This is a genomic window from Mesorhizobium sp. M0571 (genome assembly GCF_040320985.1).
Classification (GTDB): domain Bacteria; phylum Pseudomonadota; class Alphaproteobacteria; order Rhizobiales; family Rhizobiaceae; genus Mesorhizobium.
In genome coordinates, this window is record NZ_JAMYQT010000027.1 from 1 (window position 1) to 22469 (window position 22469).

The 22469-nt window shown below is 63.1% G+C and carries 20 protein-coding genes and 3 pseudogenes; 16 read left to right on the forward strand and 7 right to left on the reverse strand.

The annotated features are described in order from the left end of the window. Positions 1–154: 154 nt before the first annotated feature. The 3 genes from NKI85_RS25870 to NKI85_RS25880 all read left to right on the forward strand — a co-directional run bounded on the left by NKI85_RS25870 (position 155) and on the right by NKI85_RS25880 (position 3547). A complete protein-coding gene (locus tag NKI85_RS25870) occupies positions 155–2305 on the forward strand; it encodes a ParB/RepB/Spo0J family partition protein (RefSeq protein ID WP_352528330.1) in 2151 nt (716 codons plus the stop codon). Positions 2306–2423: 118 nt separating this feature from the next. Beyond that, positions 2424–2816, forward strand: a complete 393-nt coding sequence (locus tag NKI85_RS25875; RefSeq protein WP_352528328.1) for a hypothetical protein — start codon at positions 2424–2426, stop codon at positions 2814–2816. Between the two features lie 95 nt (positions 2817–2911). Next, positions 2912–3547, forward strand: a complete 636-nt coding sequence (locus NKI85_RS25880; RefSeq protein ID WP_352778735.1) for a DUF1419 domain-containing protein — start codon at positions 2912–2914, stop codon at positions 3545–3547. Between the two features lie 188 nt (positions 3548–3735). Here NKI85_RS25880 and NKI85_RS25885 read toward each other — a convergent pair whose 3' ends face one another. Further along, complete coding sequence (locus tag NKI85_RS25885) at positions 3736–4131, reverse strand: hypothetical protein (protein ID WP_352528324.1); 396 nt, start codon at positions 4129–4131, stop codon at positions 3736–3738. A gap of 288 nt (positions 4132–4419) precedes the next feature. Between NKI85_RS25885 and NKI85_RS25890 the strand changes: the two genes are divergently transcribed. Further along, a complete protein-coding gene (locus NKI85_RS25890; protein WP_352528322.1) occupies positions 4420–5100 on the forward strand; it encodes a transposase in 681 nt (226 codons plus the stop codon). Between the two features lie 36 nt (positions 5101–5136). Here NKI85_RS25890 and NKI85_RS25895 read toward each other — a convergent pair whose 3' ends face one another. Then, on the reverse strand, positions 5137–6330 hold the full coding sequence (locus tag NKI85_RS25895; RefSeq protein WP_352528320.1) for a DUF1173 domain-containing protein: 1194 nt from the start codon (positions 6328–6330) through the stop codon (positions 5137–5139). 181 nt (positions 6331–6511) lie between these two features. Between NKI85_RS25895 and NKI85_RS25900 the strand changes: the two are divergent. Beyond that, a pseudogene (locus NKI85_RS25900) lies at positions 6512–9158 on the forward strand (strawberry notch-like NTP hydrolase domain-containing protein); the annotation flags it as partial. 162 nt (positions 9159–9320) lie between these two features. Here NKI85_RS25900 and NKI85_RS25905 read toward each other — a convergent pair. The 3 genes from NKI85_RS25905 to NKI85_RS25915 form a co-directional block, all read right to left on the reverse strand. Further along, the gene (locus NKI85_RS25905) at positions 9321–10331 is read right to left on the reverse strand and encodes a tyrosine-type recombinase/integrase (RefSeq protein WP_352528318.1); all 1011 of its coding nucleotides are present in this window, start codon (positions 10329–10331) and stop codon (positions 9321–9323) included. 114 nt (positions 10332–10445) lie between these two features. Then, entirely contained in the window at positions 10446–11237 is a 792-nt protein-coding gene (locus NKI85_RS25910) for a site-specific integrase (RefSeq protein WP_352778738.1), read from the reverse strand. Beyond that, positions 11234–12769: a tyrosine-type recombinase/integrase gene (locus NKI85_RS25915; RefSeq protein ID WP_352528314.1), complete on the reverse strand. Its 1536-nt coding sequence runs from the start codon at positions 12767–12769 to the stop codon at positions 11234–11236. Before NKI85_RS25915 ends, NKI85_RS25910 begins: the two co-directional genes overlap by 4 nt. 123 nt (positions 12770–12892) lie before the next feature. On the opposite strand from NKI85_RS25915, the pseudogene NKI85_RS25920 reads away from it, so the two are divergent. From NKI85_RS25920 to NKI85_RS25970, 11 genes and pseudogenes are all read left to right on the forward strand, one after another. Beyond that, positions 12893–14710 (forward strand): annotated as a pseudogene (locus NKI85_RS25920) (strawberry notch C-terminal domain-containing protein); the annotation flags it as partial. Positions 14711–14722: 12 nt separating this feature from the next. Next, positions 14723–15778 (forward strand): DUF7146 domain-containing protein, encoded by a 1056-nt coding sequence (locus NKI85_RS25925; protein WP_352778741.1) that lies wholly within the window; start codon positions 14723–14725, stop codon positions 15776–15778. Between the two features lie 247 nt (positions 15779–16025). Continuing rightward, on the forward strand, positions 16026–16967 hold the full coding sequence (locus NKI85_RS25930; protein WP_352778743.1) for a DUF2493 domain-containing protein: 942 nt from the start codon (positions 16026–16028) through the stop codon (positions 16965–16967). A gap of 63 nt (positions 16968–17030) precedes the next feature. Continuing rightward, complete coding sequence (locus NKI85_RS25935) at positions 17031–17291, forward strand: type II toxin-antitoxin system prevent-host-death family antitoxin (protein ID WP_352528308.1); 261 nt, start codon at positions 17031–17033, stop codon at positions 17289–17291. After that, a pseudogene (locus NKI85_RS25940) lies at positions 17281–17699 on the forward strand (hypothetical protein). The gene NKI85_RS25935 and the pseudogene NKI85_RS25940 overlap by 11 nt, the downstream one beginning before the upstream one ends. Positions 17700–17856: 157 nt before the next feature. Then, positions 17857–18138, forward strand: a complete 282-nt coding sequence (locus NKI85_RS25945) for a type II toxin-antitoxin system TacA family antitoxin (protein ID WP_352528306.1) — start codon at positions 17857–17859, stop codon at positions 18136–18138. Further along, on the forward strand, positions 18139–18324 hold the full coding sequence (locus tag NKI85_RS25950) for a hypothetical protein (protein WP_352528304.1): 186 nt from the start codon (positions 18139–18141) through the stop codon (positions 18322–18324). Between the two features lie 110 nt (positions 18325–18434). Further along, on the forward strand, positions 18435–18644 hold the full coding sequence (locus tag NKI85_RS25955; protein ID WP_352778774.1) for a hypothetical protein: 210 nt from the start codon (positions 18435–18437) through the stop codon (positions 18642–18644). A gap of 200 nt (positions 18645–18844) precedes the next feature. Then, positions 18845–19378 (forward strand): hypothetical protein, encoded by a 534-nt coding sequence (locus tag NKI85_RS25960; RefSeq protein WP_352528302.1) that lies wholly within the window; start codon positions 18845–18847, stop codon positions 19376–19378. Positions 19379–20093: 715 nt separating this feature from the next. Continuing rightward, positions 20094–20417, forward strand: a complete 324-nt coding sequence (locus NKI85_RS25965; protein WP_006205585.1) for a DUF736 domain-containing protein — start codon at positions 20094–20096, stop codon at positions 20415–20417. A gap of 57 nt (positions 20418–20474) precedes the next feature. Further along, positions 20475–20816, forward strand: coding sequence for a hypothetical protein (locus NKI85_RS25970; protein ID WP_352528300.1), 342 nt, complete (start codon positions 20475–20477; stop codon positions 20814–20816). Between the two features lie 117 nt (positions 20817–20933). On the opposite strand, the gene NKI85_RS25975 is transcribed toward NKI85_RS25970, so the two are convergent. Together NKI85_RS25975 and NKI85_RS25980 are read right to left on the reverse strand one after the other, a co-directional pair. After that, a complete protein-coding gene (locus tag NKI85_RS25975; protein WP_352528298.1) occupies positions 20934–21344 on the reverse strand; it encodes a hypothetical protein in 411 nt (136 codons plus the stop codon). Next, complete coding sequence (locus NKI85_RS25980) at positions 21341–22021, reverse strand: nucleotide-binding protein (RefSeq protein ID WP_352528296.1); 681 nt, start codon at positions 22019–22021, stop codon at positions 21341–21343. Before NKI85_RS25980 ends, NKI85_RS25975 begins: the two co-directional genes overlap by 4 nt. Positions 22022–22469: the final 448 nt, after the last annotated feature.

Consider the following 22469-nt stretch of genomic DNA (forward strand, 5'->3'; position numbering starts at 1 on the left):
GAGGGTTTTTCGCCCTCCGGAGATGTTGGTGGCTAGTCTTCCAACTCGGCTTTTCTCCTTTCTGGTCAAAGAGTTAGAGGGCTGTGCTTGGCGCACTGACGGGCTTGGAGGTTCGGGGAGAGGCCCCGGGCCGCCCGTTATGGAGAACCTGACCATGGCAAAGAACGCCATTCAGAAGATCGCGATGAACGCCGCGGAGAATATTCCCTATGACAAGCTAATGTTGTCGCAGAAAAATGTTCGGCGCATCAAGGACGGCGTGTCGATCGAGCAGTTGGCCGAAGACATCGGACGGCGAAAGCTGATCCAGAGCCTGAACGTCCGTCCCGTGCTCGACGGTGAGGGCGAGGAGACCGGCACGTTCGAGGTGCCCGCCGGCGGGCGGCGTTATCTGGCGCTCGGCATCCTCATCAAGCAAAAGCGCCTGGCTAAGAACGAGCCAATCCCCTGCATCGTCAACCGCGGGCAGGAGACCTCGGCCGAGGAGGACTCTCTTGCTGAAAACCTGCGGCGCGCCGACTTGCACCCGCTCGATCAGTTTCGGGCCTTCAAGACGCTCAGCGATCAGGGCCTCGATCCGGACGAGATTGGCGCCCGCTTTTTCGTGTCGCCGGCCACAGTGAGACAGCGTCTGCGGCTGGCATCGGTATCGCCAAAGCTTCTCGAGCTCTACGAGAATGACGAGATCCGTCTTGAGCAGATCATGGCCTTCTCGATCTCGGACGATCACGCGCGCCAGGAGCAGGTCTGGGAGCGGATTTCCAGCTCGGAGATGCAGGAACCCTATTACATCAGGCGCCTGCTGACGGAGACCACGGTGCGGGCCGATGATCGCCGTGCCGTCTATGTCGGTGCCAAAGCCTATGAGGCTGCGGGCGGGGTCATCCTTCGCGATCTGTTCGAGCAGGATTCCGGCGGCTGGTTCCAGGATGCCGCACTCCTCGAGCAGCTTGTCTTCGACAGGCTGAAGGTGGATGCCGAGGTGATCCGCGCCGAAGGCTGGAAATGGATCGAGGCCGCGATCAGCTTTCCCTATGGCCACACCTCCGGCATGCGGCGCATCTACGCCGAGGCGCAAGAGCTCAGCGCCGAGGAGATCGAACGCTACGACGCGCTGAAGGCCGAATACGACAAGCTGGATGCGGACTATGCCAAGGCCGAGGATGCCGATGAAGCAATCGAGGCGAAGCTCGACCAGTTGGGTTCCGAGCTCGATGCGATCGATGATCGTCCTCAAAGCTACGATCCCGCACAGAAGGCCATCGCCGGTGTGTTCGTCACGCTTGCCGCGAACGGTACGCTCCAGGTCGATGCCGGTTTCGTGCGGTCCGAGGACGAGCCGGGGACCGAAACCGGCGACCTCGATGAGGGCGAGGAACAGGGCGCCGACGGCGGAACCCGAACCAATGGCGACGACGATGGCGATGGTGTTGTCGTCAACGGAAAACCGGTGCACGACACCTCTGGCGATGACGGCGAGGACGATGGCATAAAGCCACTGCCCGATCGGCTCGTCTTCGACCTGACCGCGCAGCGGACGCTGGCACTGCGCAACGCGCTCGCCGGTGACGTCGACATCGCCTTCGTCGCCGCACTCCATGCCTTCGTCCTGCAGGTCTTCTATCGCTTCGCGCCGGACACGTGCCTGGAGATTAGCCTGAAGAGCGGCAGCTTCAGCCAAGTCGATGGCCTTGCCGAAACGCCGTGGGCCAAGGAGATCGCCGAGCGGCACGAAGCGTGGGATCGCGATCTGCCCAATGAGGCGGATGGCCTGTGGGACTTCCTTCTCGGTCTCGATGAAGCAAGCCGCAAGGCGCTGTTCGCGCACTGCGTCTCGCTGACCCTCAATGCGGTGGTCGAACCCTGGAACAGGCGAGCGAAGGCGCTCGAGCATGCAGACGTGCTTGGCCGCTCGCTCCAGTTCGACATGCTCGACGCCGGCTGGACGCCTACGGTCGAGTTCCTCGGGCGGCTCACTAAGACGCGGATTCTACAGGCTGTCCGTGAAGCGCGTGGCGCAGACTCCGCGCAGCTGATCGACCACATGAAGAAGGACATCATGGCCCGTGAAGCCGCCCGTCTTCTCGAAGGATCGAACTGGCTGCCCGAGCCGCTGCGCCTTGAGGTCGATGAAGTGGCTACCGATGCTGGCGACGCGGTCGCCGGCGACATGTCGGACGAGGCAGCCCTCGACGGCGGTGCCGCTGAGCTGCCGGCCTTCCTCGCCGACGATGCGGATCCGTCCGCCGATGAGCCGGTGACCATCGACGGCGACGAGGCGGACCACCTCCAGGCCGCCGAATAACCGACCTCCCGCTCGCACCAGGCCCGGCACTCCCGTCGGACCCATTTCAGTTCCAACTCACTCTCGAGCCCGGGATCGCCATCGCGACCCCGGGCGCTTGCGTTTCATGGAGATCGACATGTTCGACTGGAACAGAAGCTGCTCCTACGACGAGCAGCAGAAGAGACGTTTCCACACGATAGCCCGTTCACGGCTGAAGAAACTCGCCGCCGAACTTGCCCTGCCGCAGGGAAGCTTTGACCTGCGCTCGAACAAGGCGGGCATAGCCGTTTCCGGTGAAATAACCCTGCACCATGACCGCGCCTACATCCAGGTCGGCCAATTCGGTTTGTCCTCAGGTCACGGCATCCTGATCCGCACCTGCAAGGGCCGCAAGGACTATACCGGCGGGGCCAACCACTTCGTCGCACTCGGCATGCTGGACGACATTCCGGCGCTCGCCGCCGCCGTCCGTGCCATCACCGGGGTTGGTCGAGACGCTTCGTGTTCCTCTGAGCGACGCGCCGCCTAAACCCCTGCAAATCCCATCATCGCCAGTGCACGCGCCGGCCGCGGACTCTGCCCGTCGCCAGCCACAATACAGCAAGCAGTTGCCATGGCGCGGTAATGCCGCGCGTGGCCGAGCTGCGTTCAGGAGACCCCATGACCGCATATCCACCCTTCAGGAAGGTGCTCGACGGCGTTGCCACCCGCGAGCAGATGTTTCAACTGTTCAGCCGACACAAAGACACTCCCGGCATCGATCCGCTTTCCGGCACTCCCTATTCAGCCGAGTGGTTCGAGATCACCGCGTCCGAATACCATTTCATGCTCGATTTGTTGCCGCCGCTCTTCATGCGCACCGGCATGTTCGGAATTTCTGAGTATAAGGCCGGCAACGTCACCAGCGTATTCCTCGCGATCCGGATCTGGGGCCGCGAGCGCTGGTTTCATGGCTTCTGCGATCTCACGGATCGGCAGTCGCCAGACAAGATGCGCGCCGCCATCATCGCCCACGAGACCGGCGCGAGCGACAGCATGACCCGCGCGGAAAAGCTCGAGGCGATCTGGAACATAATCCCTGTCGAGCTCAGGGGGACCGCCCGCAACGCAGACCCCGAGACCGGGTGGGCCGAACATCGCGGCAAACGCACGATTCTCGTTAACGCCGGAAGGCATGGTGCTGTCTTCAAGCTGCTCGATGATCTGTCGGATCTCGAGATCGACGAGTTCCTGTCCAAAGTCCGATTGCGTCGGAGCTGATGAAGGAAGACGACGATGGGCATCTATAAGAACCGCGCTTCGGCGGTGAAGCGTCTCCATCACGGTGACCGACTTTCGCTCAATGGATGCACCCGCGTACGGCCCATCCTCAAGCTGTTGAGACATGCGAGACCGTATGGCCAACTGCGCCGACGATATAAGCATCCGGCCCTCAGCAAAACTTGGGGTCAGTGCCTGCCACGCGGGAGGTACCCGGCATTACGTAAAGCGCCGATGAACAGGCTGGCCGGGCCGGCGATACTCGTCCTGGCCTGAGTTCCGAGCGGCAGCGTGTTCCAGTCCTCCAACGGAGCGATAAAGCAGGAGAAAGTGCCATTGACCATGCAATGGCTGGTCAACAAGCCTTGCTTATCCAGCACCAGAACGCCTGTCTGATTGCTTGGATACCGGATGGCGGCAACGCGCTGAAGTTCCATGTCGCCATCGACGCGCAAATTGAAAAGCACGACGCCCTGGCTTCTGTGGGCGACTTCCGCGACTTTTTCCGCGAAAGGAACAGGAAGCGCACGAACGCTGTCGACCGCCATCCCGAAAACAAGCGCGTCCAGCTCATCCGCCGCCATGAGAAGATTAGTTCCCAAGAATATAAGGATTGCAATCGCTCCAGCCCGATTGTGCACAGTCATCGCACTCCGCCGGCTAGACGCCTGAGCCATGGCGTGTATGAGACAGCTCTCTCTCGGTAGGAATGTTTGCCCCCGTTTATTGAGCCGGTTGCCCTAGGCCCATGACACACCGCTTGCTCGTTGCGGGGTTTCTCCGATAAAGCACGACGAAAGCGATACGTCGGGTACTCGCTAACACGAACAAACGACTTGGCTTGCAAGTCATGCTCACATCAGGAACAGACTATGAAGCGCCAGATCCGGCCATTCATCGTGGAGGTGAAACAGAGGCGCGGCAAGCAAAAGCCAAGCCATTCGATCTGGGGCGATCTCGACCTGTCCAAAATTGCCACGGAGATGACGCAGCAGGCTCATGCTGCAGTTCCAAATTCCCGGGTCATTGACTTCAGTATAAGGCCCCTTGATGCTGAAGAAGGGGAAAAACCACAAGCGGAGTATCTCATGGCCGATTTTCAGGACGCTCAGACTGTTCAGACGACAGTAGCCCCAGCCAAAGTGGAAGTGCCTGAATCCAAGAAGAGAGTTCCGGCAGCAAAGAAAGCGAAGGCAGAGCTCGTAAAGCCGGTCCGCAAAAACGGAGCGAAACCTGCGCCCCCAGCCGCGGAAGCTCCCGTGGCAGCGAAGACCGCCCGCAAGACATATTCCGAGAAGGAACGCGCCCAGAAGCTTGCCCAGATCGAGAAATCGATCGCTGGCGGCGCGACCAGCAAGATTGCGGTCGGCCAGGCCGGCATATCCGAGCAGACCTACTATTATTGGAAGAGGGCTGCCGCACCTTCCTCCGACAGCGGCGATCTTCGCGATCTTGTCGCACTCGAAGAAGAAAACAAGCGCCTTAAGAATCTACTTGCCGACCGTCTGCGCAAGGAAAATGCCGAGCTCAAGAAGAAGCTGGGCCTGGCCTAAGGCATACTGAAGCATCGACGGAAATTCCGCCGACGCTCAAGGCGGTAGCGGCGGCATATCGCCTTCGCCGACCCGCCACACCCAGGAGCCGATCTCCGGTCGTGCGGCGATCATTTCGTCGAGCGACGCTTCGTAGTTCTCGTCTGCTCCGGCCGGAACGACAAAGAGCGCGATCGGCTCATCCCTGTTCTGGAGCAAAGCGTTGGCGATCGGCTGGTCGGGTTGCAGGTCAAAGCGCAATCCCTTCACGCTCTTCTCGCGAAGGCGGGCGAGCCCATCGACAAGCCTTTTCTCCGGGACCGTCTCGTAGGGAATCCAGTTCTCGGACACCACCATCAACGCGACCTCCTCGACAATGGCGAGGCCGGCCGGGTTCAGTCCGAACGTCGCGATCGTCATGAGATGCGAGCTTGAATCCGCTGCCCACAGAGACAATTCTTTCTCGAAACGTGCCTGCAAACGGCGGTGTAATGCATCATCGATGATGAAGGGAAAGCCGGGCAGGTGCCTGATGACGAGTTTCTGACCGGATCGGGCAGGAACAATCTCTTTCACCTCGCCGACCAGAACCAGTAGCTTTCGTGGGCCGGATTTCGGCGTGAGCGCCATGCCGAGAACCGCGTTGCGACGCTGTTCGATCGCTTCCTTGTTCTCGGCCCGAAACGGCTCGGGCACGAACAGGATATCCGCGAGCGATCCGCCCCTCACCGTCATTTGCCCGGCAGCCTCGAGCAGATGCCAGCGGACATTCCACCAATGTCGCTTGCCGGCCCATCGGGATGTCCAGACCGTCAATTCGGCCTCGTGCCAGAGATAATGAAGGAGGCCACGCAGCGACATCCTCCTGGGATCGGCGGTTACGCTGTCGGAATTTTGCCCCGCAGGCACGGATGCTGCGCGGCTCCCTGTCTTCGACAGGCTGAAGTCCAATTTGAGGGCCGCCATGCCGCTTTGCGGATCGAGCTGTATCGCGCTGCCCATCAAGGCGCCCAGGCCGGACAGCTCGTAAGGCGATTCGTATGAATCGCAGGATGGATCATGCCCGCCGCCGCTCAGCGGCATGCGCTTGATCAGATGAAGGGCGCCGATGCGGGCGATGTACATCGGGCAGCCCGGCTCGCGGCACAGGCATAGCGGACGCTCGGTGCGGGCATAGGCGTTCGCCAGCGCCGCCTGCAGCTCAGGCGCCGCCTCCTCGTAGACCGCACTGCCAATTCTGAAGCGTCGCATCACCTCCACAGCTCCAGGTCGCCGCCGCATCCCTGTCCGCGCATTGAGTCATGGCTTTGCGCAGAACGCAACCCGCTTAGTGAACCGGTCTCAGAGGGAGAGGGAGCCGGGAGGAGTGCGGCCCGGCTGGCGCAGGGAGAGTGCCGGCGGGCGCAACTCCCCTCTCGCGAAGGACATCTCCATGAACATCGTCACGACCACATCGGCCGGCGCCCGGACGGCCGCTCCCCTCGACGCGCCCGCGCCCGCCGCCATCGACAACGCACAGGCGATCCACCAGGCGGCAATGCAGCTTCTGCCTATCCTCGAGCAGGGCAAGCCTGTCACCGCCGCCGCACTGCGCACCGCCATGACGACAAGTTTTGGCGGCAGCGATGCGCAAGGGTTCTGGATCTGGAAGGACGCCTATGAGGCGCTCGAAGTCGCCCAGGTGCTGTTCTTGCGCCGGTTCGGCCCTGCGATCCTGTCCCGGTCCACCACGCCGCAGGCAACGTTGGCGATGATCAAGCGCATCGCCGACCTTCTTCCCACCCATACGCGACGCTCCGACGAGAGCCAGGCCATGCAGCAGCTGTCGACGCCCTTGCCGCTCGCCTTCGTGACAGCGCACGCCGCGGCGATCGCATCTTGCGACCTCGTTCTCGAACCCTCGGCCGGCACCGGTCTGCTCGCCGTTCATGCCGAGATGGCGCGCGCCTCGATCGCCCTCAACGAGCTTGCCGCGACGCGGGCCGATCTCCTCGGCCTGCTGTTTGCACGGTTCCCCGTCTCGCGGCACGACGCTGCCCATATCGACGACCATCTCGACGCGGCCATTGAGCCGTCCCTCGTCTTGATGAATCCGCCCTTCAGCGTCGGCGCCTATGTCGACGGCCATGTCGCCGATGCGGCATGGCGGCACCTCTCTTCCGCGTTCGCACGCCTGCGTTCGGGCGGTCGTCTTGTCGCCATCACCGGCGCCGGGCTGTCTCCCGAAAACCCGAAATGGCGGCTCGCCTTCGAACGCCTGCAGCAGCAGGGCACGGTCATCTTCACGGCGGCGATCGACGGCCGCGTCTACGCCCGCCACGGAACCACCACTGAGACCCGCCTGACGATCATCGACAAGGTGCCGGCCGCCGATCCGTCGCGTTTCGTCGCCTCGCCGCGCAAGGCCATGGATGTCGAGACGCTGCTCTCCTGGATCTCCGCCCTGCCGCCCCGGACACCGGGCGGCTTTCCGGACTCAATCGGTGCATTGTCCAGCGGCATCCTGCGCAGTGCCGCCATGCACATGGGTGGCCGATCGGGAGCAAGAACCGCACCTGTGGCCGCCTCGCCAGCTGCTTCAGTCATCCGGCCGGTCCGTGCGGCCGCCCGGCGGGTGGTGCCCAGCCGCCCGGTCATGGCGAGCAGCACCCGGGCCGTGCCACTTGCCTATGAGCTGCGCGACTGGATGCCGCAGCAGAGCGGCCGCCTCACCGACACGATCTACGAACCGTACGCGCTCCAGTCGATCGACATTCCCCGCGCAAAGCCGCATCCGACGCCGCTCGTGCAGTCGGCCGCAATGGCCGCCGTCGCGCCACCAAAACCTTCCTATCGGCCGCTTCTTCCCGATGCGATCATCGACGAAGGCCTGCTGTCGGACGCCCAGCTAGAAAGCGTCGTCTATGCGGGTGAAGCCCATTGCGGCCATCTCACCGGCGCCTGGACGGTTGACGAGACCTGCGATGTCGTCTCGGCCGCGCCAGAAGGCGCTGCGAACGCTGTCCGCTTCCGCCGTGGATGGTTTTTGGGTGACGGGACCGGCTGCGGCAAGGGACGGCAAGTCGCCGGCATCATCCTCGACAACTGGCTGCAGGGCCGCCGCCGTGCGATCTGGATCTCCAAGTCGGACAAATTGCTTGAAGACGCCCAGCGCGATTGGGCTGCACTTGGCCAGGAAAAACTTCTCGTCCAGCCGCTCTCGCGCTATCGGCAGGGCACGCCGATCGGCCTTGCCGAGGGCATCCTGTTCACGACCTATGCGACGCTCCGCTCGCAGGAACGGGAGGGCAAGAAATCCCGGATCGCTCAGATCCTCGACTGGGTCGGCAAGGATTTCGACGGTGTGATCGTCTTCGACGAGGCGCACGCCATGGCCAACGCCGGTGGCGGCAAAAGCGAGCGCGGCGACGTAGCCCCGTCGCAGCAGGGCAAGGCGGGTCTGCGGCTGCAGCACACCCTTCCCGACGCGCGTCGTCTACGTCTCCGCGACCGGTGCGACCGCGGTCGAGAACCTGGCCTATGCGCAGCGTCTCGGCATCTGGGGCAGCGAGGATTTTCCATTCGCCAACCGTGCCGAATTCGTCGCCGCGATCGAGGACGGCGGTGTCGCGGCGATGGAAGTGCTCGCCCGCGATCTCAAGTCGCTCGGTCTCTATGCGGCCCGTTCGCTTTCCTATGACGGTGTCGAATACGACCTGCTCGAGCACGCGCTGACCGAGGAACAGATCCGTATCTACAACGCCTATGCCGACGCATTCGAGGTCATCCACAACAACCTGACCGCCGCATTCGAGGCGACCAACATCACCAATGAGTCCGGTACGCTGAACCGTAACGCCAAGTCTGCGGCGCGCTCGGCCTTCGAGAGCACCAAGCAGCGCTTTTTCTCGCATTTGATCACCTCGATGATGACGCCAACGCTGATTGGCGCGATCGAGCAGGACCTCGCCGACGGCCATTCGGCAGTCGTGCAGATCGTCTCGACCGGCGAAGCGCTGATGGTACGACGCCTTGCCGAGATCCCAACCGAGGAATGGTCGGATCTGCATGTCGACGTCACGCCGCGCGAGTACGTCTTATCCCGAACTCGGGATAAGACGTAATATGCCGCGTCTGCGTTATGCAGAGCACGCCGGGTCAACTCTTTGATCTGCTTTTTCATTTCCTGATCTCCACTTGGCATAATCATAGGTGCCGGGCGGAGGCCGCCCGGCACTGTTTTCATGATGGCTGTTCCAGATTTACTGGTGCCGTGGGTTGGTTGCGGCCGCGAGAGCGGCCATCAGCTTGTCCGACGGCTCCCGGAACCGGCCAGCCCTGATCAGCGGGGGATGATGCGCGTCGAGAAGCGCGAGCTTTTCGGTCGGATCGGCGCGCAGATACATCTCGGTGGTCTGGATGCTGGCATGGCCGAGCCACAGCGCCACCTTGCGAACGTCTCCGGTTGCCTGGAGCGTGTGCATGGCGCAGCTATGCCGAAGCACGTGCGGCGTGACGCTTTTGCCGGCAATCGACGGCACCGTTTTACCGGCTTTGGCGACGTGCAGTTGGAGCCGGTACGCGAATCCATCGCGGCTCATGCGTTTGCCGTCCCGGCTCAGGAACAGTTCTGGACCGTGACCGAACGGGCGAACGGCCAGCCATGCACGCAATGCGGCCTGAGTTTCTTTCCAGAGTGGCAGAATACGTTCTCGCCGTCCCTTGCCGAGGACGCGGACGCTGGAAAGCGACCTATCAGGGAAGTCTCCCATCCGCATCGCCAATAGTTCAGATGCCCGCAAACCCGCGGCATAGGCGAGATGGAGCATCGCGCGGTCACGCAGGCCGCCGCGCGTGCGGATGTCAGGCGCCGCAAGCAGCGCTCGGATTTCTTCCCGTGTCAGGTAGTCGATGAGCCGAGTGTCCGTTCGTTTGACCGGTAGCGCGCGGATCATCATGGCCTGTTCCAGGCAGGCCGGCTGCCGATGTTCGACGAAGCGAAAAAACGCCTTGATCGCCGAGAGCCGTGCGTTGCGAGAACGGGCGGTATTGTCCCGCCCTTCTTCCACATGCTGCAGAAATGCTCTCACCAGCCCGACATCGAGATCCTCGATCATGAGGTCGGAGGGCTGTCGTTTGAGACGGGCCGCGGCGAAACGCAGCAAGAGCGTGAACGCATGCGCGTAGCTCGAGATTGTATGCGGGCTTGCACCACGTTCGTTTGGGAGGTGGCTCTGCAGGAACGCGGAAAGGTCAGGAGCGAGCGGAGTCATATCGCACCTCCGACGAAAGCGCCTTCGGTTGCTGAAGCGATCGTGCGCAACAGGACAGGTGTCGCCTCAAGATACCAATAGGTGTTGGCAACCTCGGCATGGCCGAGATAGTGCTCAGTGCACGCATGTGTCGCAGAATAGCTTGCGGATCATTCCCGCAGGATTCCAGAGATCGCACTGCGAAGGTGTGGCGCAGATCGTGCAGCCGGGGATCCGGCCCTGTCGGGTTGCGGTACCCGAGCTGTCTGACAATCCGGACGAAGACCACATGGGCTCTGGTCTTGGTCGGGGCATGACCGTGACCGAGCACAAAAAGATGTCGCTTGCGCCACCAAACTCCCGTCGGACGGCAAGGTATTGCTCAAGCGCAGTCCGGGTTGAAGCGTGCAACGGGACGAGGCGGCTTTTACCGAACTTGCCGCTGCGAACCATAAGGCCGTCATCCGTCAGATCATCGCAGCGGAGGGAAATAGCTTCCGAAATGCGGAGCCCAGTCGAGGCAAGCAATCCGAACAGATGATGATATGTAAGCGGGCTGATCGGAGCCAAGCCCGGCACCTTCAGGGCCTCCGCCATGATGCTTGCGATCTGATCCGGCATCAGAATGTACGGAGCTGGCCGCCGCCTTCTGCCGCGGCCCATCAGCCCTGCGGTCGGCACTTCATGCCGTGGGTCTTCACCGTGCAGAAACTCGGCAAAGGCGCGAGCGAGGCCAAAACGGATACGGGCGGCGTTCGGCGTAGCCGCTTCACGCACCCATTCCAGTATCAACTCGGCTGTTATGATGGTGGCGGCTCTTTCGCTGGCGAGTGCAGCGAACTGGCTCAGTGCCTGTTCCTGCGCATCGAACTTCTTACCGAGGGCGCGATGCAACTGGATATAGCGATTGACGTGGCGTTGGATCATGATGCTGCTCCCGGCCAAGACTGGGCAACGGCTGCCAGCATCGAGACATCCACCTTCGCGTAGATCGCCGTCGTGTCCCGAGAGGCGTGCCGGAGTGCGATGCCGATCTGATCAAGATCGGCGCCGTCGCGCAGCCAGGCGGACGCCAGTGAGTGACGGAACACATGGGATCCTGTCGGCAGGTGGGAAAATCCACCACGCTTCAGGATGCGGGCGACGATGCCGGCGATCTCGGCCGAAGACCGCAGCGGAGTAAACGGCGCTTGAGTCCGCAGAAATACCCGGTCCGTCGAGACGGCGGGCCGCGCATCCTCGATGTAGGCGAGAAGTGCATCACCTGCATCCTGGGGCAACGGTAGCATCGTCCCGCGACGACTTTTGCCATGCAACCGTAATCGACCGGCCCGCCAGTCGATATCGGAAAGGCGCAACTGCCACACATCCCCCGCCCGCAGCGCCATTCGCGCGAGCAGGAGGAGGATGGCGCGATCCCGGATATCAACCGGTGTCGTCGTGCCAGAGGATGCAATGATATCTTCAATCGTTGCCGCCGGGATCACGCGCGGAACGGTTGATAGCTTCCGTCGAACTGCTGGCGGCACTGCATGCAACAGAAATGGGGCGCAAAGCCCTTGGCTGACGGTAAAGCGCAGAAACGCGCGCAGCACGGTCACCGTCATTCGGATCGAAGAGCGCGATCGTTCCGGACCCTGATCCAGAACGATCGAGCGGATTGTCGCTGCATTGTAGTGCGCCGGATCCTTGCCGAGAACATCGATCCAACGTCCGGCTTCTTGCCGATAGCGCCGGATCGTCTCCTCCGTCGCCCCACGCTCGCGGCGCAGCCATTGGGCTAAACCGTCCAGTCGCGGATCGCTCTCGAGAGTATCGGGTGGCGCAGAGGGATCGATCACGCCTTGGTCACGCAGGAAATTGACGAAACGACGAGCACCGCGACGGCGATCCTTGGTTCCCGTGCCAATTACCCGTCGGCCCCGCTTGGTTCGGATACCGCACCGACAATTGTGGATAGCAAACTGTTCAATGGTGACGTCAGTGATCTCCTTTGCAGGAATACGCGCCTGCAAGATCCATTCGGCGAAATGCTGTGCCTGACTCAGTCGCCCGGTATAGGTCACCTTGCTGTAGCCGACGGCTCTAAGCCGGATGGCGAACTCTGGCAGGTATTTGTCCAACCGTTCGACACTGGTCGGAAGGGTCACGATCCCGGCATTCTCCAGATAGCGGAGGAAACGGCGGACATCGGTCATGTAGACCGGGTCACGCAGCTGGCGCGGTCTATAGCGCCCGCAACGACAGCGATGCCGCGCGAAACGATCAACCGCTGCCGCATCAAGATCCTTGTAGGCGATAGCATGGGCGCTTGCCCACTTCAGGAAATGTCGCGCCGCGCTCAGGGCACCTGCCGCGAGCTTGGGGTGCTGCGCCAGATAGCCATGGACGAGAGCACGATCGTCGAGAACGGCGGCGCGGTGGTCGCCGCCAGAGCGAGAGTTGGGATGGGAAGCCATGAGGGGTGTCCTTCTGCTGTTGAGAGCAGAGGCATCATGATTATGCCAAGTGGAGATGAGGAAATGAAAAAGCAGATCAAAGAGTTGACCCGCCGTGCTCTGCATAATGCGGACGCGGCATATTACGTCGGCGGGTACTTGATGCATTCCTTCTCCACTCAGTTGTTCGAGGAATATTCGGACGCGGAGGGCAACGTCCTTTCGCGTCCTGTCCACGACGAAGATGGCAACCCGGTCCAGTGCCGCGAGGCGGTTCGCCGGCGCGACGAGATGATGGAAAAAATTGCATCGCTGCCGTCGGTCGGAAGCGCGCTCGATCAGATCCTCCACCACTTTGGCACCGACACCGTCGCCGAGGTGACCGGCCGCACCCGGCGTATCGTCAAGAAGACCGGCCGCGACGGCATCGACCGGCTGTCCGTCGAAAACCGCCCTGGCTCGGCCAATCTCGCAGAAACCCAGAGTTTTATGGATGACGACAAGAGCGTTCTGATCTTCTCCGACGCCGGCGGCACAGGCCGCTCCTATCACGCCGATCTCGGGGTCAAGAACCAGAGGCTGCGCAAGCACTATCTGCTCGAGGCCGGCTGGCGCGCCGACAACGCCATCCAGGGTCTCGGACGGACCCACCGCACAAATCAGAAGCAACCGCCGCTGTTCCGGCCCATGGCCGCGAACGTGAAGGCCGGCAAGCGCTTCCTGTCGACGATCGCACGACGGCTCGACACGCTGGGCGCGATCACGCGCGGCCAGCGCCAGACCGGCGGGGCAGGGCTGTTCCGTGCCGAAGACAATCTCGAAAGCGCCTATGCCCGCGCGGCGCTGCGGCAGTTCTATCATCTGCTGCACCAAGGCAGGATCGAGGGCTGCTCGCTCACGACCTTCGAGACTGTGACCGGGCTGTCGCTGACGACTGACGAGGGCGGGCTGCGCGACGAGTTGCCGCCGATCACGACCTGGCTCAATCGCCTGCTGGCGTTGCGCATCGAAACCCAGAACCTGTTGTTCGAGGTGTTCGAGCAGCTGATGGCGGCGAAGGTTGAGGGCGCGATCGCCGCCGGAAACTATGACAAGGGACTGGAGACGATCACGGCCGAAAGCATCGTCGTCACCGATCGCCGCACCGTCTACGCGCACCCGGTCTCCGGCGCGCAGTCGCATGTGCTGACCGTCGCGCGCAAGGACCGTATCCGGCCGCTCGGCCTGGTCGACGCACTGGCCATTGTCCGGGCGGAGCCGCAATCGGTTCTGCTGGTGAACACACGTTCCAGCCGCGCGGCGATCCGGCTGCCGACGGCGAGCCTGATGCTCGACGACGGCACGATAGAGCACCGCGTACGCCTGCTGCGGCCGACCGACGAGCTGCGCTTCGGTCTCGACGCCCTTGCCGAAACCCATTGGCAGCCGGCCGACCGAAAACTGTTCTGCGACCTGTGGCAGGCAGAAGTCGCCGCCGTCCCGGACTTCATCACCAGCACCTTTCATATCGTGACGGGTCTGCTGCTGCCGATCTGGCGTCGGCTGCCGGACGACGACTGTCGAGTCTATCGTATGCAGACCGACGCCGGCGAACGCATCATCGGGCGCCACATCGCGCCGACGCTGGTCGCGACCATGTTGCGCAATCTCGGGGTCGACGATGTTCCGACCCTCGCTCCGGACGAGGCATGGACCGGCTTGATCGAGGGGCGGATCGGGTTGCAGCTCGCCGATGGCCTGATTGTGCGCCGCAGCCGCGTCATGAACGACTATCGTGTCGAATTGATCGGCTTCACCGACGCGATGGTCCCTCGGCTGAAGGCGCTGGGACTGATCTCCGAGATCATCGCCTGGAAGCTCCGGCTGTTCATCCCGACGACCGCGCAAGGGTCCGCCATCCTCGCCGCGCTCCTCGACCGCCATACGCTGGTTGGTGTCACCGACCGTACCTCGGCGACTTGAGGGGAGGCGATCATGACCGGCTCGGCCTCCGAGCTGGCACGCCGCCTTGGCGAACACGCCGAGGCGGTGTGCCGGGAATATCTCTCCAACGGCCATCGCTCCGGCAATTACTGGATGGTCGGCGATGTCCGCAACACGCGCGGCCGCTCCATGCATGTTCGGCTCAAGACCAGTTCCAAGGGCCCTGCGGGTAAGTGGGTCGATGAGGCGACCTCCGAATTTGGCGATCTGCTCGATGTCATCCGCGAAAGCTGTGGTCTGGTCGACTTCCGCGAAGTCGCGGATGAAGCACGTCGCTTCCTCTCCATGCCGCTGCCACCGCCCCAGCTCCCACCCCAGCCCGCTGGCGCGCAGCGCCAGCCTGCCGCGGCACGCGGCTCTCCCGACGCCGCGCGTCGCCTGTTCGCCATGTCGCAGCCGATCGCGGGCACGCTGGCGGAACACTATCTTGCCTGCCGCGGCATTCTGCTCTCCCCGCATGAGGGCGCGCTGCGCTTCCATCCCGGCTGCTACTACAGGGATCTCGTAACGGGCGAGACGCGGACGCTGCCTGCCCTGATTGCCGCTGTCACCAGCCTCGACGGGCGTATCACCGGTCTACAACGCATCTGGCTCGATCCTTCGGGTCAGGGCAAGGCGCAACTCGCCGATCCACGCCGCTCGCTGGGGGATCTCCTTGGCAACGGCATCTGGCTAGGCCACCAGCCCGGTGCCCCCGTCCCGGTCATGGCCGCCGGCGAGGGGTTCGAGACGATGGCGTCGCTTAAGGTGGTGATGCCGGTGCTGCCGGTGGCCGCCGCCACCTCGGCCAATCACCTTGCCGGCCTGAGGCTTCCGCCCGGCTGCCGCCGCCTCTACATCGCAGCCGATGCCGACGCCGCCGGCCGGCACGGCATCGAGCGTCTCAGCCAGCGCGCAGGCGAGGCCGGGATCCTCGCCCTGGTGTTGCGGCCGCAGCTCGGCGACTTCAACGACGATCTGCGTCATCTCGGCCTCGGCCGTCTCGCGGCATGGCTTAGCGATCAGCTCGTTCCGGAAGATGCCCGTCTCTTCCTGCCGCCCGGGTGAACGGGTCGGGCCGGCAGGCGGGCAGGGGCGGCGTCGCCGGATAGCCTGCAGGCATGGCCGCGGTCCACCGCAGAGGCCGCGCCCGCGGCCTGCCCGAGAGGCGACCCCTGCCACCCCCTGGACGCGGCCGCAACGGCTGCGCCGTCCTCCGCTCGCGCTTCGGCCTTCGGTGCGGCCGCGTCCGGGGCGCGGCCGGGATGCGCTGTCAGGCCGCGATAGCCGCGGCCACAACCGACGGAGACACGCCATGGCTTACGACCTTCCGCTCGACGACGCCTACGAGCCCTACCACGCCTCCTCGCCGACCGACCGCGTCATCCTCGAACTGCAGATGTACGGCCATCGCCCGCATCAGGACGAACCCGATCCCCGGCCACTTCCCGACGACGAGGTGATCCGGGCCGGCCTCGCCGGGATCGTCGAGACCTTCGCCGGCATGCTCGGCGACACCAGGCTCGAACCCGATCTTGACGACCTGCTCTGGTCCTTCGCAAACGTCTTCCACCGCGCCGCCGAGCGCGTCGCCCGCAGCCTCGACCGCAATGAGGAGGCGCAGCGTTCGAGCCAGCAGGAGCAGGACGGCTCCGAGGTGAAATCGGTCGAGCTGGAACGGCTCACCGCGGAAGGCATCACCTATATCGAGCGCCGCAACGTGCTCGAAATCATGCGCGATGAGGCTGCCGACCTCTACGAGGCACAAACCGGATCGGCATGGCGACCGCGCACCGGCTCCAAGGTCTCCCACCAGGCAATGACCGCAGCGGTGATCGACAGCCGCGACTTCCTCGCCGCCCGCCGCCACGCCGAAACCGAGGTGCTCGTTCCGGCCGGCACCAAAATCGCCTTCGCCGGCGGCCTCGACTGCAACGATCACGACCGGATCTGGGACGCGCTCGACAAGGCTCGCGAGAAGCATCCCGACATGGTCCTGCTCCACGGCGGCAGCCCGCGCGGCGCCGAGCGCATCGCCGCCTGCTGGGCAGAGAACCGCAAGGTCACCCAGATCGCCTTCAAGCCAGACTGGAACCGGCACGCCAAGGCGGCGCCGTTCCGCCGCAACGATCAGCTGCTCTCGGTCGTGCCCTACGGCGTGATCGTCTTTCCCGGTTCCGGCATCACCGAAAACCTTGCCGACAAGGCGCGTGGGCTTGGCATCCCCGTGTGGCGGTTCGCGGAGGGCGGCGCGTAAGCGCCGTTTTCTTGCAAATCTAGAAAATCCAGATAATATGGGGACTGATCAAGGAGCCCAGCCATGCGCCAATTCACGACGGGGGATCTGAACAAACAGGTTGGCGACGTCACCGACGTTGCCAGCCGCGAACCCGTTATTCTTACCAAGCACCGGAAACCCCGGTTCGTGCTGATGAGTTACGAGCACTACGAACGGATGCTCATCGGCGGCGATCCCCGCCGCGCATACCGTGTCTCCGAGATGCCGCAGGAACACACGGAACTCTTCGCCGCCGAGATCGACCGATTGGCGCGCGGGGAAGGATACGATGATGAGCGGTAGATTTCTGCCAGGTCAGGTAATTTCCTACCCGTATCTTTGGGCATGGCAACACCAGCGCGGCGAAACGGAAGGCCGCAAGAGCCGGCCGACCTGCGTGGTCATCGCTGTCCGCGGCGCAAGAGATGGCCGGACCCATCTCGCGCTCTGGCGATAAGCACCCAGCCACCGCCCGGCGATCGGGTCGGTTTGGAAGTCTCCGCTATCGAGTGCCGCCGCGCCGGTCTGACCGATCTCAAGCGCTGTTGGATCGTGGTTGACGAATACAACTACGATATTGCCGAACGCACCTGGTACATCGAATCCGACGGTAAGCCCCTCGGTCGTTTCAGCAAGGCATTCATGATGAAGATCGCAGGCGCCTTTATCGAAGCGCGCAGCGAGGGCCGCCGCGTCAGCCGCCTGGATTGACCTTCTCTTTTTGCGGCAGGGAGCATACCTCGGATCGGACCAGTCCGCCGTTGCCGATGCCTTTACGCCGGTCACGGGAACAGGAATGGCTTCGTCACGCAAATCCGGTGTCATGCTGCTTTGCGCCGACGTATTCCATTCAGGAAAGGAACGCAGCATGGCCGCCGCCGCAAATAGGAAGATATCCGTTTCGATGCGGTTTCGTAGCGATGATCTCACCATCATCGACCGCGGCGCGGAACTGCTTGGCCTGTCGCGCACCGAGTTCATGCGCCGCGCAGCACTCCATGAAGCCCAGACCGCGGTCCTGAACGAGACCGTCATCGGGCTCTCGCCTGACGCCTATGACGCGTTCATGCAGGCGATCTCGCCGCCTGCCGCGGCTCCATCGCCAAAGGCGGCCGAGCGTCTGCGCAGGTCAGCGCCGTGGGAACGATAGGTGGCGATTTCAGCCGTTGAACTGCTCGATGACACGCACCGGCTCGACGCGTTCGGCTGCGGCAGGCCGGCGCTCAATGCCCGGCTGACCGGATTTGCGCGAACCAACCAAGGCCGCCGCTTCACCCGCGTCCTGGTCGTTCACGATGGCGGGGCCGTGGTCGGCAATTACGGACTGAGGGTGTGATCCAACCAAACAGCGCGCCACGCGCGATCCGCGCCGCATGACCGCCGGATCCGATCCCCTGTCTCCGGATCGGGCAACTTGCAGTCGATCAACGCTATGCAGGGCAGGGCATCGGCAGCGGACTGGTCAAGGACGCGCTGCAGCGTTGTATCGCTGGGGCCGATGTTGTTGGCGGCCGCGCGGTCATTGTCAGGGCGATCGACGCCGAGGCCGAGCGCTACTGGCAGAGCTGGGGCTTCATTCCTGGGCGAGACAATCCGTCGGTGCTCATGCGCTCGATCCAGGACATGAACCTCTGGCTGGCCGACAAAGGCCATTAGCTCCACGCGCGTAACGCCTCCGGCAGCGGCAGGGTCCGGGCGCGCCGGCCTGCGGCCGGCCGGGCTCTCGTCGCGGCGTCCCGCCGTTCCCCGAGCCGGCTTCGCCGTCTCGGCCTTCGGGTGACGCTCCCTCGCGCAGGGCCAGAGGGAGAGGGCGGCCGGCGCGGGGCGGGGGACGCTGGAGAGAAGGGAAAGTCACGATGTCGATGATATTCATAGGTGGATCACGCGAGATATTCGAGCTGCCGGAACCTGCCATCGCTCGCATCGGCGCAATCGTTGCTGCCGAGCACGGCGTGCTGATTGGCGACGCGCCCGGAGCCGATGCCGAGGCGCAGGGCCTGCTCGCTGGCTACGGCTACGAACATGTCGGGGTCTTCCATGCGGGCAAGGAACCCCGCAACAATCTGGGCGACTGGGCCGCCTACTATGTCCCGTCTCCTGAAGGCGCTCACGGGTATTGGTTCCACGCTGCCAAGGACCGGGAGATGGCGCGGCGCGCCGACTTTGGGATGATGGTCTGGGACGGTGCATCACCCGGGACGGCCGTCAACGTGCTTCGGCTCGCCATCGCGAACAAGCCGTGCGTCATTTACGATCTGGCCAGGGGCAGCATGGCGATGACGTACAATGTGGAAGACTGGTGCGCCATGCTCCGCCATGCCGGTCCCGACATTCGCCACCAGGCCGAAGCCCGCATGATGCCGGACGAGCGTCTGGCGTTGCCGGGATGATGTACGCGCGGTTCCGCCGACAGCCCGGGGGGCCGACCTCCGATATGCCTGATCCGGCCCCGCGCCGCCACCTCCACTTCTATGAACGGCATGGGCCGGCCCCTTTCGAAACCGGCACACGCGCAGAGCCACGGGGCGTTGTGCACTATGATCATCTTGACCCGTCTCGCATCTGAAGCGGGTGCAAGCGTGCCGAACATCCTGGCTTGCTTGGTCATCCAACCTGGCTGCGCGGTATCATCCCCCGGGGGGCGTGAAGTTCGCTGCCAGTCGGCTTCGATCTCGAAACCGCTGTGCCGCCATACCGAACGCGCAAGGCGGTTCACGCGTCATGCTGCTGTTCGAGGTATTGACGACGCAGGCGACATGACCCGAGAGGCTGCAGCCTGTTCCTGCGATCCGGCAGCGTTGCGTCGGCGGTCAAGCGATGGCGGCCTGAGTTCTTGTCCATCTGCCGCATCCGGGGCCATTCCCGTTTCATGTCGCCTTTGTAGACGACCGCCTGCTTTGTGCGGTCAACCCCCGTTGGGGGTACTCTCGGCGAATATTCTGGAAAATTCGATTTCTGTTTTTGTCTGCGGGCAGGCGAAGGGCCTGCCCGCTATTTTTCGGCAAATAGAATTTTCCAGAATTTTCGCCGAGATGACCGCAGCAGGACGGCCCTCTCCTTTGGCGCCATCGGGAATGGTCCCGATGCAACCGAAGGAGAACTACCATGGCCACCACGATCGCAAACCTCACCACCAAGGCCGACGGCTCGATGGAAGGCGTCTTTGCCACGCTCCGGGTCAATGCCCCGATCACCCTCATCCCGAACACCAACAAGTCGCGCGAGGACGCACCCGACTACCGGATCGTCAACAAGCGAACGGGCTTCGAGATCGGAGCCGGCTGGCACCGCATCTCCCAGCGTTCGGGAGAGGAATACCTCTCGGTCAAGCTCGAAGCCCCCGAGATCGGCGTCATCTTCGGCAATCTCGCTCCCGCCCCGGGTGGCGAGGAAAACAAGAAGGTCATCCTCTGGAACAACCCCCAGTGAGGCATCGGTGGCCGGCCCCGCAAGGGGCCGGCTTCCCCACCGGCAAAGGAGGTTGCAATGAGCCGCTACACCATCACTGTCACTGGCACCGTCCCCGGACAGGTCCGCTCGGATCCAGACGCTGTCATCGGCTACGATCCACCGCTTCGCACCTACTTCCTGCAAGCGTTCCCGCACGAAGAAACCGACGAGCCCCGTCTTTGGCTTGGCACCCACGATCGCGCGTTCGAAACGCTTGGATATCTTCGCCACGCCGCGACTGCGCACGGCTACGACTTCATGCCGCTGCCGCCCGAAATGGCTGCAAAGCTGGTCGAGGACAAAGCGGCAGCCGGCGATCGTTCGAAACGGGCCGGAATCCTCGGTGAACTGCTGAAACACCTCAACCAACCCGAGTAGGCAAACACATCTCAGGGCCCGCGACGGAAAACTCCGTCGCGGGCCCTTTTTTTGCGCGTCGCAAAGAGCCACGAACATCACCCGTCACAGCATGCGACAGCGACTCCATACCGCCGATTATTCCTTTGGCAGTTTATGCTTATGAATGCGGATATAATCCTGCACAGCCTTTCGCAGCAGTTCGGTCATGCTGTGCCCGTTGCTGATCGCCAGTAACTTGAACTGGCGCTGCTCCGCAGCCGTCAGGTAGTAACCGCAGCGGATCATCTCCTCCTCGCGAATCTTCTTTCCGGCGACGGGATCCTTTTTCTGACCCTGCCGCAGCAGCTTGCGAAAGTCAGGCGTTGCACCCGATGCCGGCTCGAGCGTCTGCGGCATGGCCGATCCGGCATTTGGCTCCAGCTTCTGCCCCTCATTTTTCGGGGATGAAATGAACATGCTCGGCAATGCCGGCGGCTGCGTGGAAATCGCCTTCATCATGCGGGCTTTCTTGTCGTCACCGGGTTTCGGTGCGGGTTCTTCGCTCATGCCGCGTTCCTTGTGGCTTCGATGAAGGTTTGCAGAAGGTCGTCGAAGACCCCTTCGCTCTCGGCAACCGCCTTCGCATCGGGCACCGCGGGGCTGTAAAGGGTTTGCCCGGTCTGAAGGTCGCGGTAGGCAACGCGATTGTGCAGGACGTGTTCTGCAATCGGCGTGCCGTTGGCCTGGATGATGGCGCGCAGTTCGGTCAGGGCTCGCGCCCTGCCATCGATGATGGTCTGCTTGGTCAGCACGAATATCGCAGGCAGCGGTCTACCACGGCTCTCGACCGCCAGCGGGATGTAGTGGTCCGTGATCTGGATGGCGGCGGTCACATCGTCGAGGGCAAAATAGACCGGCACGACGACAATATCGGCTGCGAAGAGCCCGGCCATGAGGTTGTCATTTGTGGTGCCTTCCGTATCGATCAAGACGACGGAGCGCTCACCGTTGTGAATGGCTGCGGCGTCAAGGATTTCCTGCGGGGTCATCGCGCTCACCAGCTGGAGCCTGTCGGGACAATTGCCAGCCTCACACAGCATCTGGAACCAGCGGTTCATGTTCTGCCGCCGGTCGCCGTCGATAAGAGTGACCGAATAGCCCCGATGCAGCGCGACGGATGCGAGGGTGCGCAGCATCGTCGATTTGCCAGTGCCGCCCTTGGGGATCGCAGCGGAGATGATCATGGGGGCCTCCTTCCGGCGTAGGCTCCTTGTTTCCATGTTAACATGGAAACAAGTCATCATGGACACATGGATAATATCACGGTCAAAACATGGTGACATAGTCAACGGGGCGAACCGGTTTGGCAACCCGGGCGCGCCCCGATAAGCCCCGCTCGGGGTGCAGACATTGCAGAGCTGCTATCAGTGAGGAAGGGGTCTGGCAGGCTGACCGGAGTGCGGATCGCCCTGATGTTTCCATGTTAACATGGAAACAAGTCTTCAACGCATCATGGAGACATCAAAGCAAATCGCGATGGAGACATCTTCGAAGTTGCAGTTGTCGGACCGCGCCGTTGGGCAACTGCGTTGGGTGAGAAGACGTGCGCCCGTATTTTCCATTCCCCTGGCTCCTATTGGCAGGATAGCCTATTTTGTGATACACACAAAATAGGCGGCACGGCCCTGGCGG

Coding starts and splice junctions, on each gene's coding strand:
- NKI85_RS25975 (WP_352528298.1), bottom strand. CDS start 21,344: ATGAGCGAAGAACCCGCACCGAAACCCGGTGACGACAAGAAAGCCCGC.
- NKI85_RS25960 (WP_352528302.1), top strand. CDS start 18,845: ATGTCGATGATATTCATAGGTGGATCACGCGAGATATTCGAGCTGCCG.
- NKI85_RS25885 (WP_352528324.1), bottom strand. CDS start 4,131: ATGGCGGCGGATGAGCTGGACGCGCTTGTTTTCGGGATGGCGGTCGAC.
- NKI85_RS25965 (WP_006205585.1), top strand. CDS start 20,094: ATGGCCACCACGATCGCAAACCTCACCACCAAGGCCGACGGCTCGATG.
- NKI85_RS25910 (WP_352778738.1), bottom strand. CDS start 11,237: ATGATCCAACGCCACGTCAATCGCTATATCCAGTTGCATCGCGCCCTC.
- NKI85_RS25945 (WP_352528306.1), top strand. CDS start 17,857: ATGGCCGCCGCCGCAAATAGGAAGATATCCGTTTCGATGCGGTTTCGT.
- NKI85_RS25980 (WP_352528296.1), bottom strand. CDS start 22,021: ATGATCATCTCCGCTGCGATCCCCAAGGGCGGCACTGGCAAATCGACG.
- NKI85_RS25930 (WP_352778743.1), top strand. CDS start 16,026: ATGGCTTACGACCTTCCGCTCGACGACGCCTACGAGCCCTACCACGCC.
- NKI85_RS25895 (WP_352528320.1), bottom strand. CDS start 6,330: ATGCGACGCTTCAGAATTGGCAGTGCGGTCTACGAGGAGGCGGCGCCT.
- NKI85_RS25870 (WP_352528330.1), top strand. CDS start 155: ATGGCAAAGAACGCCATTCAGAAGATCGCGATGAACGCCGCGGAGAAT.
- NKI85_RS25915 (WP_352528314.1), bottom strand. CDS start 12,769: ATGGCTTCCCATCCCAACTCTCGCTCTGGCGGCGACCACCGCGCCGCC.
- NKI85_RS25935 (WP_352528308.1), top strand. CDS start 17,031: ATGCGCCAATTCACGACGGGGGATCTGAACAAACAGGTTGGCGACGTC.
- NKI85_RS25880 (WP_352778735.1), top strand. CDS start 2,912: ATGCCGCGCGTGGCCGAGCTGCGTTCAGGAGACCCCATGACCGCATAT.
- NKI85_RS25890 (WP_352528322.1), top strand. CDS start 4,420: ATGAAGCGCCAGATCCGGCCATTCATCGTGGAGGTGAAACAGAGGCGC.
- NKI85_RS25905 (WP_352528318.1), bottom strand. CDS start 10,331: ATGACTCCGCTCGCTCCTGACCTTTCCGCGTTCCTGCAGAGCCACCTC.
- NKI85_RS25925 (WP_352778741.1), top strand. CDS start 14,723: ATGACCGGCTCGGCCTCCGAGCTGGCACGCCGCCTTGGCGAACACGCC.
- NKI85_RS25970 (WP_352528300.1), top strand. CDS start 20,475: ATGAGCCGCTACACCATCACTGTCACTGGCACCGTCCCCGGACAGGTC.
- NKI85_RS25875 (WP_352528328.1), top strand. CDS start 2,424: ATGTTCGACTGGAACAGAAGCTGCTCCTACGACGAGCAGCAGAAGAGA.